Annotated in this window: 12 protein-coding genes; 4 read left to right on the top strand and 8 right to left on the bottom strand. The window is 52.5% G+C overall.

Annotation, left to right across the window (positions count from 1 at the left end):
* Positions 1 to 3 precede the first annotated feature (3 nt).
* The 4 genes from loiP to AFK62_RS06990 all read right to left on the bottom strand — a co-directional run bounded on the left by loiP (position 4) and on the right by AFK62_RS06990 (position 4,210).
* Entirely contained in the window at positions 4 to 771 is a 768-nt protein-coding gene (loiP, locus tag AFK62_RS07005) for a metalloprotease LoiP (protein ID WP_007664659.1), read from the bottom strand.
* 143 nt (positions 772 to 914) lie between these two features.
* A complete protein-coding gene (gene aroA, locus AFK62_RS07000) occupies positions 915 to 2,201 on the bottom strand; it encodes a 3-phosphoshikimate 1-carboxyvinyltransferase (RefSeq protein ID WP_007664657.1) in 1,287 nt (428 codons plus the stop codon).
* A 68-nt stretch (positions 2,202 to 2,269) separates the two neighbouring features.
* Positions 2,270 to 3,355 carry a 3-phosphoserine/phosphohydroxythreonine transaminase gene (serC, locus tag AFK62_RS06995; protein WP_007664655.1) on the bottom strand — a complete coding sequence of 362 codons (1,086 nt, stop codon included), beginning with the start codon at positions 3,353 to 3,355 and terminating at the stop codon, positions 2,270 to 2,272.
* A 162-nt stretch (positions 3,356 to 3,517) separates the two neighbouring features.
* The gene (locus AFK62_RS06990; RefSeq protein ID WP_007664653.1) at positions 3,518 to 4,210 is read right to left on the bottom strand and encodes a DUF421 domain-containing protein; all 693 of its coding nucleotides are present in this window, start codon (positions 4,208 to 4,210) and stop codon (positions 3,518 to 3,520) included.
* Positions 4,211 to 4,351: 141 nt separating this feature from the next.
* Here AFK62_RS06990 and ycaO point away from each other — a divergent pair, with 141 nt between their 5' ends.
* The 4 genes from ycaO to pflA all read left to right on the top strand — a co-directional run bounded on the left by ycaO (position 4,352) and on the right by pflA (position 10,646).
* On the top strand, positions 4,352 to 6,115 hold the full coding sequence (ycaO, locus tag AFK62_RS06985) for a 30S ribosomal protein S12 methylthiotransferase accessory factor YcaO (protein WP_007664646.1): 1,764 nt from the start codon (positions 4,352 to 4,354) through the stop codon (positions 6,113 to 6,115).
* 403 nt (positions 6,116 to 6,518) lie between these two features.
* Complete coding sequence (focA, locus tag AFK62_RS06980) at positions 6,519 to 7,376, top strand: formate transporter FocA (protein WP_032983912.1); 858 nt, start codon at positions 6,519 to 6,521, stop codon at positions 7,374 to 7,376.
* 51 nt (positions 7,377 to 7,427) lie between these two features.
* A complete protein-coding gene (gene pflB / locus AFK62_RS06975) occupies positions 7,428 to 9,710 on the top strand; it encodes a formate C-acetyltransferase (RefSeq protein WP_007664643.1) in 2,283 nt (760 codons plus the stop codon).
* A 195-nt stretch (positions 9,711 to 9,905) separates the two neighbouring features.
* A complete protein-coding gene (gene pflA / locus AFK62_RS06970; RefSeq protein WP_007664641.1) occupies positions 9,906 to 10,646 on the top strand; it encodes a pyruvate formate lyase 1-activating protein in 741 nt (246 codons plus the stop codon).
* Positions 10,647 to 10,678: 32 nt separating this feature from the next.
* Here the strand turns inward: pflA and AFK62_RS06965 are convergent, their stop codons facing one another.
* The 4 genes from AFK62_RS06965 to lolA all read right to left on the bottom strand — a co-directional run bounded on the left by AFK62_RS06965 (position 10,679) and on the right by lolA (position 15,477).
* Entirely contained in the window at positions 10,679 to 11,827 is a 1,149-nt protein-coding gene (locus AFK62_RS06965) for an MFS transporter (RefSeq protein WP_007664639.1), read from the bottom strand.
* Positions 11,828 to 12,121: 294 nt separating this feature from the next.
* A complete protein-coding gene (gene serS, locus AFK62_RS06960; RefSeq protein WP_007664638.1) occupies positions 12,122 to 13,414 on the bottom strand; it encodes a serine--tRNA ligase in 1,293 nt (430 codons plus the stop codon).
* Between the two features lie 96 nt (positions 13,415 to 13,510).
* The gene (rarA, locus tag AFK62_RS06955) at positions 13,511 to 14,854 is read right to left on the bottom strand and encodes a replication-associated recombination protein RarA (RefSeq protein WP_007664637.1); all 1,344 of its coding nucleotides are present in this window, start codon (positions 14,852 to 14,854) and stop codon (positions 13,511 to 13,513) included.
* Between the two features lie 8 nt (positions 14,855 to 14,862).
* Positions 14,863 to 15,477: an outer membrane lipoprotein chaperone LolA gene (gene lolA, locus AFK62_RS06950; protein ID WP_007664636.1), complete on the bottom strand. Its 615-nt coding sequence runs from the start codon at positions 15,475 to 15,477 to the stop codon at positions 14,863 to 14,865.
* Between the last annotated feature and the right edge of the window lie 104 nt (positions 15,478 to 15,581).

The following is a 15,581-nucleotide window of genomic DNA, read 5'->3' as shown; positions in this document are numbered from 1 at the left end:
GAATTATTTCTTGTCTGCAGCGATACGATCGCGGATATGCTGAGCGCGTTCCGCTGAAGGCGGGTGAGAATCGAACATGGATTTCTCGGAGCCTGCGTCCAGTTTCGCCAGCTTCTCAAAGCTTGTGACCAGACCTTTGGTGCTAAGCTTACGCTTTTTCAGCAGATCATAAGAGAAGTCGTCGGCGTCAGATTCCTGACTGCGGGAGAACGCAGAGTTCACCAGGTTTTCCGCCAGATCGCCCAGCTCAGATTTGGACAGCTCCGCACCGGCAGCGCTGGATGCCGATACCGCATCGCGAGCCGCAAGCGTAGCATACGCAGTCTGCATCGCTTTACGGGTGTGGCCTAAAGCAACGTGGCCCATTTCGTGGCCCAGAACCGCTTCAACTTCGTTGTCGGTCATCATGTCCATCAGGCCGCTATATACGCGGATACAGCCATTCGCCATCGCCCAGGCATTGACTTCAGGGGTTTGATAGACCTTGTAGTTAACCGGCGTGCCGTTGATGTTGTTACCCAGTGCCTTCGCGATTTTATTCAGACGCTTAGTGTATTTGCTGGATGCTGGCACAACCGGATTTTGCTTGTCCATTTCTGCGCAAGCCTGATCGGAAAGCTTTTTAACGTCAGCATCGCTCAGGGTCGCCGCCTGATAAGCGCCCATACCGGACTTGGTCAGCGCATCAGCGTTGATCCCGCCCATGTTTTTACAGCCAGACACCAGCGCTGCCGCAACGAGGCAGCTAAGAAGTACTTTTTTGTTTTTCATAATAAATCGTCCATGGATTCAAAGTAAAAATGCCGCGGGTTAATTAACCCGGCGGCAGATTAACATTATTGAAACATGGGCGCTTATCCGAAAAATAACGGCTACCCAGCGCGCCGTAGTTGTGATACAGCGCGAATAGCCGATCACGCGTCGTGGCTAATGCGCGCCAGTTGGGTGAAGTAATCCGGGAACGTTTTAGCCGTACATTTCGGGTCAAGAATCGTGACCGGCGTGTCAGACAACGCCACCAGCGAAAAACACATCGCCATGCGATGATCATTGTAGGTGCCGATATCCGCAAACTGCAGCTCGGCGGGCGGCGTGACGGTAATGAAATCATGCCCCTCTTCTACCGTGGCGCCGACTTTACGCAGCTCTGTCGCCATTGCCGCGAGACGGTCAGTTTCCTTCACACGCCAGTTATAAATATTGCGAAGTGTGGTGGTGCCTTTCGCGAACAGCGCCGCCGTGGCGATGGTCATTGCCGCATCGGGAATATGGTTCATATCCATATCAATCGCGTTAAGCTCACCGCGGGTGCAACTGATATAATCGTCGCCCCAGGTGATGCGCGCGCCCATTTTCTCCAGCACGTCGGCAAAATGAATGTCGCCCTGCACACTGTTGCGACCAATACCCGTTACCTTCACGGTGCCGCCTTTGATTGCCGCCGCCGCCAGGAAATAGGAAGCAGAAGAGGCGTCCCCTTCCACCAGATAATGCCCCGGTGACTGATATTGCTGGCCACCCTGAATCACAAAACGCTGATAGTTCTGATTCTCCACCTCTACACCGAAGGTTTTCATCAGATGCAGCGTGATATCGATATACGGTTTTGAAACCAGTTCGCCTTTGATATCGATAGCGGTGTTGCTCGGCGCCAGCGGTGCCGCCATCAGCAGCGCCGTTAAAAACTGGCTTGAAACGCTGCCATCCACGGTGACATTCCCACCCGCAAAGCCGCCTTTCAGGTGCAGCGGCGGATAGTTTTCCTGCTCCAGATACGTCACGTCCGCACCACCCTGACGCAGCGCGTCTACGAGATGGCCAATCGGGCGTTCTTTCATCCGCGGCTCACCCGTCAGCACCACATTGTTCGTGCCAAGGCACAACGCTGCCGCCAACGGGCGCATCGCAGTGCCTGCATTGCCTAAAAACAGCTCTAGCTCGACGAGCGTATTAAACGGTCCACCCTGCCCCTGAATTTCACAACGGGTACGATCTTCGGACAGCACATAATGAACGCCCAGCGCCTTGAGCGCATTGAGCATATGGCGCACGTCATCGCTGTCTAAAAGATTGGTCAGCGTGGTTGTGCCCTTCGCCAACGCCGCCAGCAACAGCGCCCGGTTAGAGACACTCTTGGAGCCAGGCAGATTAATGGTGCCATCCACACGCGCGATGGGTTGTAAGGTCAGGGATTCCTGCATGAAAAAAGTCTCGATAAAACAGAATAAAAACCCCGCGGCCAGCCGCGGGGAGAATCGTAACGAAAGGATTAACCGTGGCGACGCTCGAAATCAACCATAAAATCGGTCAGGGCTTGCACCCCTTCAAGCGGCATCGCGTTATAGATTGAAGCACGCATACCACCGACCACACGGTGGCCTTTCAACGCGTGCAGGCCAGCGGCGAACGATTCTTCCAGGAAAAGCTTATCCAGACTACTGTCGGCAAGCTGGAACGGCACGTTCATACGTGAACGGTTGGCTGCAGCCACATCGTTGCGGTAGAAATCGCTGTTATCAATCACGCCATAAAGGAGATCGGCTTTCTGCTGGTTGATTTTGTCCATCGCCGCCACGCCGCCTTTGGTTTTCAGCCATTTGAAGACCAGACCTGACAAATACCAGGCGAAAGTCGGCGGCGTGTTGAACATAGAATCGTTTTCACTCAGTACGGTGTAATCCAGAACTGACGGGCAGGCAACATGCGCGTTGCCAAGCAGATCCTCACGAACAACCACCAGCGTCAGACCCGCCGGGCCGATGTTCTTCTGCGCGCCGGCGTAGATAACGCCGTAGCGACTAACATCAATCGGATGAGAAAGGATGGTGGAGGAGAAATCCGCGGTCACAATAGCGTCGCCGAAATCCGGCGTGTCGTTAATGGCGATGCCGTCGATAGTTTCGTTCGGACAATAGTGCAGGTAGGCCGCCTTTTCTGACAGCTGCCATTCGCTCATTGGTTTAATTGCGCGCTTGCCATCGAGGGTAATTTTCGCGTCGATGACGTTCGGCGTGAGATACTTTTTCGCTTCTTTGACGGCGCTTGCCGCCCAGTAGCCGCCATCCACATAATCGGCTGTTGTTTTATCGCCGAGCAGGTTCAGCGGAATCGCGGAGAACTGACCGCGACCGCCGCCGTGGCAGAACAACACTTTGTAGTTTGAGGGGATTTGCAGAAGATCGCGAAAATCCTGTTCTGCCTGTTCCGCAACCTGAATAAACTCTTTGCTGCGGTGACTGATTTCCATGACCGAAGTGCCTAAACCCTCCCAGTCACGTAACTCTTCCTGAGCCACTCGCAACACATCCACCGGCAGCATCGCCGGGCCAGAACTAAAATTGTAGACCTGAGCCATTTCCCCTCACCACGCTAAAAGCAATAAGTTTTTCCTGTGGCTATCGGTTTTATCATTCCCCCGCCGGGCCTGCAACGGCTAATCCTGGCACCGGGGGGAATGTGCGCCAAATCACACAACAGATTCCGCCAGCGTTACGCGCGCTGACGGAGGAATTGGCTATCAGGTCACGCGTGTAGCGGTGCTTGCCTTCACCCATATGTGGTTTTTACAGCGCGGACACGGCGGTTTTTCGCCTGCCTCATAGGTCACCACTTCGCTGCAGCGAATGCAGGCATAATCACCGACTTCCGGAATAGTTTCAAAACGCTCGCTGCAATATTCCGGCAGGATAGAAAGCCCAGGCCGCACCAGCTTATCAGGATAGTAATAGATGCTAATTTGCCCGTTCGCTTCAAGAATGGCGAGCCGCACCTGACCGAGATGCTCGACACCGTTATTTCGCAATTCCATAAAGAACTCAAACTCGGTCATGTTTTCCCGGTTGAGTTTCTCCCAGGCCAGTTCGCCATCTTCAATAATGATGCGAGGCTTACCCTCCAGCAGATCTTCAAGCTTTTCACTAAAAGACATGAGCCACATCACCAGACGGTAGAGCGCACCAAGTGTCACGAAGACAACCAGAACCGGCAGGAGCGGCACGTCATCATAAAATGCCACATCACCCGCCGCCGAACCGAGTGTCAGAATGATTAAAACTTCGAACAACGACATCTGACGAACGCCCCGTCGCCCGGTAATTTTGAGAAACAGAAACACCAGAATAAAGGTATAAAGGCTGCGCAGCGCCACTTCACCCAGAAACTCAAGCGGAAACTTGTCAAGCGCCATCCGTTGCAAATCGAAAGCTTTCATATTTTTCTTACGCCATAACAGAGAGTTATCATCTTTAAGGATAGCCTTAAGATTTATTTCTGCCGCGTCGGGCGGGACGATGGCGCAAAACGGCTAAAATCCGTATCATTGCGCGCTTTGCGTACGACAAAAGTGGATCCCATGACTCAAACTTTCATCCCTGGCAAAGATGCCGCTCTGGAAGACTCCATCGCTCGCTTCCAGCAGAAACTCACCGATCTGGGCTTTGACATTGAAGAGGCCTCCTGGCTTAATCCGGTGCCGAACGTCTGGTCCGTGCATATTCGCGACAAAGCGTGCGCGCTGTGCTTTACCAATGGTAAAGGCGCCACGAAAAAAGCCGCGCTGGCCTCTGCGCTGGGCGAATATTTTGAGCGTTTATCCACCAACTATTTCTTCGCTGATTTCTGGCTGGGCGACACGATTGCCAACGGCCCGTTTGTGCATTATCCGAATGAAAAGTGGTTCCCTATCCCGCAGAGCGACGAGCTGCCGGAAGGTATCCTGGACGCCCGCCTGCGCGCATTTTACGATCCGGAAAACGAACTGACCGCGAGCATGCTGGTCGATTTGCAGTCCGGCAATGAAACACGCGGCATTTGCGCCCTGCCGTTTACCCGTCAGTCGGATGAACAAACCGTCTATATTCCGATGAACATCGTCGGCAATTTGTATGTCTCTAACGGCATGTCCGCCGGAAACACCCGTAACGAAGCACGTGTACAGGGTCTTTCAGAGGTGTTTGAGCGCCACATCAAAAACCGCATCATCGCAGAGAGCATCAGCCTGCCGGAAATTCCGCAAGATGTGCTGGCGCGCTATCCGGGTGTGGTTGAAGCCATTAATACGCTTGAAGCCGAAGGATTCCCGATTTTCGCCTACGACGGCTCGCTCGGCGGCAAATATCCGGTTATCTGCGTCGTGCTGTTTAACCCGGCGAACGGTACGTGCTTCGCCTCTTTCGGCGCACATCCTGATTTCGGCGTGGCGCTGGAACGTACCGTTACTGAATTGCTGCAGGGGCGTGGTCTGAAAGATCTGGACGTGTTTACCCCGCCGACGTTTGACGACGAGGAAGTTGCCGAACACGCTAACCTCGAAACGCACTTTATCGACTCCAGCGGTCTGATCTCCTGGGATATGTTCAAGCAGGACGCAGACTATCCGTTCGTCGACTGGAGCTTCGCCGGGACGACAGAAGAAGAGTTTGCCACGCTGATGGCTATCTTCCAGTCCGAAGATAAAGAAGTGTATATCGCTGATTACGAACATCTGGGTGTGTATGCCTGCCGTATTCTGGTGCCAGGCATGTCTGACATCTATCCGGCGGAAGATTTGCTGCTCGCCAATAACAGCATGGGTGCGCATCTGCGCGAAACGCTGCTGGCGCTGCCGGGCAGCGAATGGGAGAAAGAAGATTACCTGAATCTTATCGCTCAGCTTGATGAAGAAGGCCACGACGATTTTACCCGTGTGCGCGAACTGCTTGGTCTGGCGACGGGTAAGGACAACGGCTGGTACACGCTGCGTATTGGCGAACTGAAAGCGATGCTGGCGCTGGCGGGTGGCGATCTGGATCAGGCGCTCATCTGGACGGAATGGACTATGGAGTTTAACGCGTCTGTCTTTAGTGCTGAGCGCGCCAACTATTACCGCTGCCTGCAAACTCTGCTGTTGCTGTCCCAGGAAGATGAACGTGAGCCGCTGCAATATCTGAATGCGTTTGTGCGTATGTACGGTTCCGACGCCGTAGAAGCCGCCAGCGCAGCCATCAGCGGTGAAGCGCCATTCTACGGCCTGCAACCTGTTGACGGCGATTTAAACGCCTTCCCGGCGCACCAGGCGCTGCTGGCGGCCTATGAAAAACTTCAACGCGCTAAAGCGACGTTTTGGCAAGGAAATTGATATAACGCATATCAATTGACTAGCTTCACACTTATGTTTAGCGAATATGACGGGGCACGTTTACGGCCCCGTTTTTATTTGTCTGGCTAAACACTTAATTGTAAAAATCGGGTTAATTACTGGTGAATATTAATTATATCCACCCGGCTTGATTGTTACTTTTTTTAGCCAATAATTTAGAGTGATTAACACCTTATGGGGAGAGAGAAACCGCTTTTTTTCAACTCATTTAATAATATTTAAAATTTATTTTTTATTGGATAATCAAAAAGTTAACCTGAAATTGCGCAAAAACCAGACGCTTTTCAGTCCTGCAAACCTGGCGAGATATGATCCATATCAAATTTTACTCCATCATGCTTTGTTAGTATCAACTCGCCGAATAAATAAAGAGAGAGTTAGTGTGAAAGCTGACAACCCTTTTGATTCATTACTCCCCGCTGCTATGGCCAAAGTCGCCGAGGAAGCGGGTGTTTATAAAGCCACGAAACATCCGTTAAAGACGTTTTATCTGGCAATTACGGCTGGCGTATTTATCTCAATTGCTTTTGTTTTCTATATCACCGCCACCACCGGCACTGCCACCATGCCTTTCGGCATTGCAAAACTGATTGGCGGCACCTGTTTCTCTCTCGGTCTGATTCTTTGCGTCATTTGCGGCGCCGATCTCTTTACCTCTACGGTACTGATTGTTGTCGCTAAAGCCAGCGGTCGCATCACTTGGGGACAACTGGCGCGCAACTGGCTGAATGTTTATGTGGGCAACCTGATCGGCGCCCTGCTCTTTGTTTTACTGATGTGGCTTTCTGGCGAGTATATGACCGCCAATGGCGGTTGGGGACTCAACGTTCTGCAAACCGCGTCACATAAAGTCGAACATACTTTTATTGAGGCCGTGTGCCTCGGCATCCTGGCTAACCTTATGGTGTGTCTGGCCGTCTGGATGAGCTATTCAGGCCGCAGCCTGATTGATAAAGCTTTTATTATGATTCTGCCGGTTGGAATGTTTGTGGCCAGCGGTTTCGAACACAGTATCGCCAACATGTTTATGATCCCAATGGGGATAGTGATTCGTCACTTTGGCAGCCCGGAGTTCTGGAGCGCCATTCACGCTTCGCCGGATCAATTTTCTCATCTGACCGTGATGAATTTCATCATTGATAACCTGATACCGGTAACCATAGGTAATATTATTGGTGGGGGTTTGCTTGTCGGATTGACATACTGGGTCATTTACCTGCGTGGCGACGACCATCGCTGATAGTTGTTCCAGGCAGTAAATAAAAAATCCACTTAAGAAGGTAGGTGTTACATGTCCGAGCTTAATGAAAAGTTAGCCACAGCCTGGGAAGGTTTCGCGAAAGGCGACTGGCAGAATGAAGTCAACGTCCGCGACTTTATCCAGAAAAACTACACGCCGTACGAGGGTGATGAGTCCTTCCTGGCTGGCGCAACTCAAGCCACCACTACCCTGTGGGACAAAGTCATGGAAGGCGTCAAACTGGAAAACCGCACGCATGCGCCAGTTGACTTCGACACTTCCGTGGCGTCCACCATCACTTCGCACGACGCGGGTTACATCAACAAATCGCTGGAAAAAATTGTTGGTCTGCAGACTGAAGCTCCGCTTAAACGCGCCATCATCCCGTTTGGCGGTATCAAAATGGTTGAGGGTTCCTGCAAAGCGTATAACCGCGAGCTGGATCCGCAGCTGAAAAAAATCTTCACCGAATACCGTAAAACCCATAACCAGGGTGTATTTGATGTTTACACCAAAGACATCCTGAACTGCCGTAAATCCGGTGTACTGACCGGTCTCCCGGATGCGTATGGCCGTGGTCGTATCATCGGTGACTACCGTCGTGTTGCGCTGTACGGTATCGACTACCTGATGAAAGACAAATATGCCCAGTTTGTCTCTCTGCAGCAGGATCTGGAAAACGGTGTTAACCTGGAAGCAACTATTCGCCTGCGCGAAGAGATTGCTGACCAGCATCGCGCGCTGGGTCAGATTAAAGAAATGGCAGCAAAATATGGCTGCGATATCTCTGGTCCGGCTACAAACGCGCTGGAAGCGGTACAGTGGACTTACTTCGGCTACCTGGCCGCAGTGAAATCCCAGAACGGTGCGGCGATGTCTTTCGGCCGTGTATCTACGTTCCTCGACGTTTACATCGAACGCGACCTGAAAGCAGGCAAACTCAACGAGCAGGAAGCCCAGGAACTGATCGACCACCTGGTCATGAAACTGCGTATGGTGCGTTTCCTGCGTACCCCGGAATATGATGAGCTGTTCTCAGGCGACCCGATTTGGGCGACCGAATCTGTCGGTGGTATGGGCGTTGACGGTCGTACGCTGGTTACCAAAAACAGCTTCCGCTTCCTCAACACCCTGTACACCATGGGGCCGTCTCCGGAGCCGAACATCACTATCCTGTGGTCCGAAAAACTGCCGCTGAACTTCAAGAAATTCGCAGCGAAAGTTTCCATCGACACCTCTTCTCTGCAGTATGAGAACGATGACCTGATGCGTCCGGACTTCAACAACGACGATTACGCTATCGCGTGCTGCGTAAGCCCGATGGTTGTTGGTAAGCAAATGCAGTTCTTTGGTGCTCGCGCAAACCTTGCGAAAACCATGCTGTATGCAATCAACGGCGGCGTTGACGAAAAACTGAAAATGCAGGTTGGCCCGAAATCTGAGCCGATTAAAGGCGATTTGCTGAACTTCGACGAAGTTATGAATCGTATGGATCACTTCATGGACTGGCTGGCGAAACAATATGTCACAGCCCTGAACATCATCCATTACATGCATGACAAATATAGCTACGAAGCTTCTCTGATGGCGCTGCACGATCGCGATGTTATCCGTACCATGGCGTGTGGTATCGCAGGTCTTTCTGTCGCGGCTGACTCACTGTCTGCTATCAAATACGCGAAAGTGAAACCGATTCGCGATGAAGACGGCCTGGCTATCGACTTTGAAATCGAAGGCGAATACCCGCAGTTTGGTAACAACGACGCTCGCGTGGATGACCTGGCGGTTGACCTGGTAGAACGTTTCATGAAGAAAATTCAGAAACTCAATACTTACCGCAACGCTATCCCGACACAGTCCGTGCTGACCATTACCTCTAACGTGGTTTATGGTAAGAAAACGGGTAACACCCCTGATGGTCGCCGCGCTGGCGCACCGTTTGGCCCAGGTGCTAACCCGATGCACGGTCGTGACCAGAAAGGCGCTGTCGCTTCTCTGACGTCTGTTGCTAAACTGCCGTTCGCCTACGCGAAAGATGGTATCTCTTATACCTTCTCCATCGTACCGAACGCGCTGGGTAAAGATGATGAAGTGCGTAAAACCAACCTGGCAGGCTTGATGGATGGTTACTTCCACCATGAAGCCTCCATCGAAGGTGGTCAGCACCTCAACGTGAACGTCATGAACCGCGAAATGCTGCTGGATGCGATGGAACATCCTGAGAAATACCCGCAGCTGACCATTCGTGTCTCTGGCTACGCGGTGCGCTTCAACTCGCTGACCAAAGAGCAGCAGCAGGACGTCATCACCCGTACCTTCACTCAGACAATGTAATACCCGCTCTGACTGAAAACGCGTAAAATGAAGGCTCCACATTTGTGGGGCCTTTCTTATAACGCACCCCAGCCTGAGCCTTTTCTGCAAGGCAACTGACTATAATTCAGTTATCTCGCAAAAAAGACTCGACGCGGCACAGACCGCGCTCACCCGGCCCCGCTGCATCGGGCCTGAACTGGAGATAACACCGCAATGTCAGTAATTGGTCGCATTCACTCCTATGAATCCTGTGGCACCGTCGACGGCCCGGGGATCCGTTTTATCACCTTCTTTCAGGGCTGCCTGATGCGCTGCCTTTATTGCCATAACCGCGACACCTGGGACACGCATGGCGGTAAAGAAATTACGGTCGAAGAGCTGATGAAAGAGGTAGTGACCTACCGGCATTTCATGAATGCTTCGGGCGGTGGCGTTACCGCCTCTGGCGGCGAGGCGATACTGCAGGCAGAATTCGTACGCGACTGGTTCCGCGCCTGTAAGAATGAAGGTATTCATACTTGCCTCGATACCAACGGTTTTGTGCGCCGTTACGATCCCGTCATTGACGAGTTACTGGAAGTCACCGATCTGGTCATGCTCGATCTCAAACAGATGAATGACGAGATCCACCAGAATCTGGTGGGCGTTTCTAATCACCGCACACTGGAATTTGCTCGTTATATTGCGGCTAAAGGGATTAAGACCTGGATACGTTATGTGGTCGTGCCCGGCTGGTCAGATGATGATGATTCCGCACATCGCCTCGGCGAATTTACCCGTGAAATGGGTAATATTGAAAAAATTGAACTGCTGCCCTACCACGAACTCGGCAAGCATAAATGGGTGGCAATGGGTGAAGAGTACAAACTCGACGGTGTAAAACCGCCGAAGAAAGAAACGATGGAACGGGTGAAAGGCATCCTTGAGCAATACGGTCACAAAGTGATGTACTAAAACAACGCCCGCATTAAGCGGGCGTTTTGTTATCAGGCATGAGCCACGGGCGTAGGATGGTGACCCGCTTTACGCATCAGCATCATCAGGTAGACAAACGACACGCTGGCGATCATCACAAACAGCAAACTGTCTGAGTAGCTCTGCATGAGCATAGCGGTAAATGTCGGCCCTAAGAGGCTGCCGATCGTGTAACTCAACAGCAGAGCCTGATTCATGGCTACCAGCTGATGATGCTCTACCTTCTCACAGGCCCAGGCCATCGCCACCGGATAAAGCGTAAAGCCCGCAGCGCCAAGGACAAACAGCGTTGGCGCCATTGCCGCTTGCGACAGCATCGCCATACAGCCGACGATCACCACAAAAACTTGTACTCGCAACACCAGCAGACGCCCGAAACGGTCAGCGAGCTTTCCTATCGGCCACTGACCGACAATCCCGGCGCTAACCATGACTGCCATCCAGAAACCAATACCAGAATCGCTGACGCCCTGATGATTCAGGTAAAGCGGCATCAGGCCATACAGCGAGCCCAGCACAATCCCGGAGATAACACAGCCGTTAACACCAAGACGCGCCTGGCGCAGCTTAAACATTGGCCAGATATGGGTTTTCTCCTGATGCTCGCTGCTGCTGTTCACGATGCGCGTAAAGAGCAATGGCAGGATGGCTGCCATAACCATGCCTGTCACCCATGGCAGAACGCTTACCAGGTCGGTAGGCAGTTTGCTAACCATCAGCTGACCGGCGACCGTGCCGAGATAATAGACCATCATATACGCGGCGAGCAGACGACCACGGTTACGTGACGTGCCGCTGCACATCAATGCGCTTTCAACCACCACCCAAATCATCGCGCAGCCGATACCCGCAATGAAGCGCCATGCAAGCCAGCTCCAGAAACCAATCGTCAACCCGAGGCCGGCGCAACCTACAGCGAAAATCAGCGAGGCAATATAATAGCTGCGATTAAATCCAAAACGTTTAATCAGCGCGCCGGTAACCAGTGTACCCAGAAGGTTGCCGGTAAAATAAGATGAGCCGACCATGCCGACCTGCCAGGTAGGCAAATTTTCATGGGCAAGCCACAGCGGTACCAGCGTATTTAACACCGCTATCGCGAGGGTCAACAGAAGCAGGCCACAGAGCAGAAGCAGCACTGGCCGGGTATAGGTAGTCATGGAATAAACCGTGAGGAAGATCAGAATTCGTGCGCATCATGCCACCAGCCGCGCCAAAGTCAATCTGCCAGAAATCGTCTTTTTCGGTTAAAAAGGGTTGTCGATGAATAGCCTTGATTTATCCGATACCCCATAAGGCCAAAACTTTTAAATTTCTCTATTTAAAATAGCGCGTTAGCAAAATAAAGCGGGGGTTTACTTCCATGAAAAAATTTATCAATAAACACGAGAAAAAGAAGCGGTATTAAAACGAAAAAAGCGCCCGCAGGCGCTTTAAAAGATAGTGAATTTATCTTAACCGATAAACTCAAGGCCTTTCATATATGGACGGAGGACTTCCGGAACTTCAATGCGGCCATCAGCCTGTTGATAGTTTTCCAGCACCGCAACCAGAGTACGGCCCACGGCCAGGCCAGAACCGTTCAGAGTGTGCACCAGACGCGTCTTTTTATCAGACTTGCTACGGCAGCGTGCCTGCATGCGACGCGCCTGGAAATCCCATACGTTAGAGCAGGATGAGATTTCACGATACGTATCCTGCGCCGGGATCCAGACTTCCAGATCATAGGTTTTACGCGCCCCAAAGCCCATATCCCCTGTGCACAACAGCATCTTACGATACGGCAGGCCCAGCAGTTGCAGAACTTTTTCCGCATGGCCCGTCATCTCTTCCAGTGCCTGCATGGAATCTTCCGGACGGACGATCTGCACCATTTCAACTTTATCGAACTGGTGCATACGAATCAGACCGCGCGTATCACGACCATATGAACCCGCTTCTGAACGGAAGCACGGCGTATGTGCGGTCATTTTGATTGGCAGCGCGTCTTCGTCGATTATCTCATCACGCACAAGGTTAGTGAGCGGCACTTCCGCCGTCGGGATCAGCGCGTAGTTACTGCTGTCCGCTTCTTCTTCCAGCGGACGAGTATGGAAGAGATCGCCTGCGAATTTCGGCAACTGACCGGTGCCATAGAGCGTATCGTGGTTAACCAGATACGGCACATAGTTTTCGCTATAGCCATGCTCTTCGGTATGCAGATCCAGCATGAACTGCGCCAGCGCGCGGTGCAGACGGGCGATTTGCCCTTTCATCACCACAAAACGAGAGCCGGTCAGCTTAACGGCGCTCGCGAAATCAAGCCCGCCATGCATTTCGCCAAGCGTGACATGATCGCGCACGTCAAAATCGAATTTACGCGGCGTGCCCCAACGGCTGACTTCTACGTTATCGCTGTCGTCTTTACCGACCGGCACATCATCATCCGGCAGGTTAGGAATAGTCAGCGCGATATCGCGGATTTCCGCCAGCAGCGCGTCGAGTTCATTTTTCGCCGCGTCGAGCTCTTCGCCAAGCTTGTTAACTTCCAGACGAAGCGGCTCAATATCCTCCCCACGCGCTTTCGCCTGGCCGATGGATTTCGATCGCGAGTTACGTTCAGCCTGCAGGTTTTCAGTTTTTACCTGCAGAACTTTACGACGCTCCTCAAGAGCGACCAGCTTATCTACATCCAGCTTAAAGCCCCGGCGTGCCAGTTTTTCTGCGACTGCGTCTGGCTCGGTACGCAGCAGATTGGGATCGAGCATGCTTATCCTGTGCTTATCGAAAAAAGAAAAGGGAAAGGCGACCGCTGCCTGCGGTCGCACTGATATTCAACGATTAACCTTACCGCAACGACCGCATTAGCGGTAGCGTTTTGTGGGGCTTTTCTGATCCTGTTCAGCAAGCCAGGCTAGCTTTTCGCCAATCTTGCCTTCAAGACCTCTGTTGGTGGGATGATAGTAACGCGTTTGTGCCATTTCGGACGGGAAATACTCTTCACCAGCCGCATAGGCATTGGGTTCGTCATGTGCATAACGGTATTCCTGCCCGTAGCCCATTTCTTTCATGAGCTTCGTTGGCGCATTACGTAAATGCTCCGGCACGTCGAAATCAGGGCGTTCACGAGCATCCCGGAGCGCCGCTTTAAAGGCAGTGTAAACGGCATTGCTTTTCGGCGCGCAGGCGAGATAGACAATCGCCTGGGCAATCGCCCTTTCGCCTTCGGCAGGCCCGACGCGGGTAAAGCAATCCCAGGCTGAAATCGCTACTTGCATCGCACGCGGATCGGCGTTGCCGACATCTTCTGAAGCGATGGCCAGACAGCGGCGCGCCACATAAAGCGGGTCGCCGCCAGCGCTGATGATACGCGCATACCAGTACAGCGCGGCGTCAGGTGCGGAGCCACGCACCGATTTGTGCAGCGCAGAGATAAGATCGTAAAAACGATCGCCTTTATTATCAAACCGCGCGCTGCGCTCGCCTGCAATTTCCGTCAGCAGCTCAGGCTTGAGTACCCGTTTACCGCTGTCATCGGTCGGCGCCATGTCGGCCATCATCTCAAGCGTATTGAGCGCGCGTCGTGCGTCCCCGTTCACCAGTTCTGCAATAGCGAGGCGGGTTTCATCCGGCAGAACGATATCCTGACCACCGTAGCCGCGCGCGCGATCGGTCATTGCCTGCGTCAGCACCTGTTCGATATCTTCAACCGTCAGAGACTTAAGCAGGTATACGCGCGCGCGCGAAAGCAGAGCCGAATTCAGTTCAAAGGATGGATTTTCGGTCGTTGCGCCGATAAAGGTTATCGTGCCGTCTTCGATATGCGGCAGGAAAGCGTCCTGCTGGCTTTTATTAAAACGGTGGACTTCATCAACGAAGAGAATAGTGCGGCGACCTGCATTACGGTTTTGCCTTGCGCGCTCAATGGCTTCGCGAATTTCTTTTACGCCTGACGTGACAGCAGAAATCCGCTCTACATCAGCATTTGCATAGCGCCCAATCACTTCCGCAAGCGTGGTTTTGCCGGTCCCTGGCGGGCCCCAGAGGATCATTGAATGGAGATGCCCGGCTTCGATGGCGCGGGGCAACGGCTTACCTGGCGCCAGCAGATGCTGCTGCCCGATATACTGTGCCAGATTTTCTGGCCGCATACGTGCGGCCAGAGGCTGAAAGGCGTTGTCGGAAAAATCGAGCGAAAGATTGCCCACCCGGACCTCTACTTATTACGCTGGTCGTCCACCGTCACGCCCTGCGGCGGCGTAAAGGTAAACTTGCTCATATCTACCGCGCCATTTTGCTGTGACTTAAGCTGATAGCTGCTGCGCTGCTCATCCTGCTCAACGGCGCTGAATTGATTAATGGTGCCGTCACGGCTCACATTGATCGTAAATTGTTTCAGGTTGCCGCTACTGGCTTTCGGCGTGAGCACGAAATCGTCGCCGTTTTGTTTGATGTTGTATTGCTGCCAGTCGCTGCTTTGGTTACGCGCAATGAGCATAAACGGCGTATTGCTGGTGGCATCTTTAAGCCAGGTTGCGCTCGCCTGTTCGACAAACGGGTTATAGAACCACAGTGTCTTACCATCAGAAATCAACACGCTTTCATCCGGCTGCGTCATATGCCAGTTAAACAAATTAGGACGTTTAACCCATAGATCGCCCTGTCCTTCCTGCACGGCAGCACCGCTGCCATCGGTCACCTTTTGCGTGAAGCTGGCGTGGAAGCTGCTAACTTTATCGAGACGGCTTTTCAAATCGCCTGCGGCATCCGCCCAAACGGAAGATGCGGCAAACGCGGAAAGCAAAGCACAGGTAACGGCGATTTTTTTCATTGTTATCCCTCAGAATACGACCGACCCCGGTACGGGATCGCTTACTGTCCCTTACTGTAGCCACAAGGCTGTAGTTTTCGACAGAAGAAAAACCTGATTTTTTG

The organism is Cronobacter condimenti 1330 (assembly GCF_001277255.1).
GTDB classification, from domain to species: Bacteria; Pseudomonadota; Gammaproteobacteria; order Enterobacterales; family Enterobacteriaceae; genus Cronobacter; species Cronobacter condimenti.
Note: the sequence above shows the minus strand (reverse complement) of the source record. Positions and strands in the feature narration are given on the sequence as shown.

Coding starts and splice junctions, on each gene's coding strand:
- loiP (WP_007664659.1), bottom strand. CDS start 771: ATGAAAAACAAAAAAGTACTTCTTAGCTGCCTCGTTGCGGCAGCGCTG.
- aroA (WP_007664657.1), bottom strand. CDS start 2,201: ATGCAGGAATCCCTGACCTTACAACCCATCGCGCGTGTGGATGGCACC.
- serC (WP_007664655.1), bottom strand. CDS start 3,355: ATGGCTCAGGTCTACAATTTTAGTTCTGGCCCGGCGATGCTGCCGGTG.
- AFK62_RS06990 (WP_007664653.1), bottom strand. CDS start 4,210: ATGAAAGCTTTCGATTTGCAACGGATGGCGCTTGACAAGTTTCCGCTT.
- ycaO (WP_007664646.1), top strand. CDS start 4,352: ATGACTCAAACTTTCATCCCTGGCAAAGATGCCGCTCTGGAAGACTCC.
- pflB (WP_007664643.1), top strand. CDS start 7,428: ATGTCCGAGCTTAATGAAAAGTTAGCCACAGCCTGGGAAGGTTTCGCG.
- pflA (WP_007664641.1), top strand. CDS start 9,906: ATGTCAGTAATTGGTCGCATTCACTCCTATGAATCCTGTGGCACCGTC.
- AFK62_RS06965 (WP_007664639.1), bottom strand. CDS start 11,827: ATGACTACCTATACCCGGCCAGTGCTGCTTCTGCTCTGTGGCCTGCTT.
- serS (WP_007664638.1), bottom strand. CDS start 13,414: ATGCTCGATCCCAATCTGCTGCGTACCGAGCCAGACGCAGTCGCAGAA.
- lolA (WP_007664636.1), bottom strand. CDS start 15,477: ATGAAAAAAATCGCCGTTACCTGTGCTTTGCTTTCCGCGTTTGCCGCA.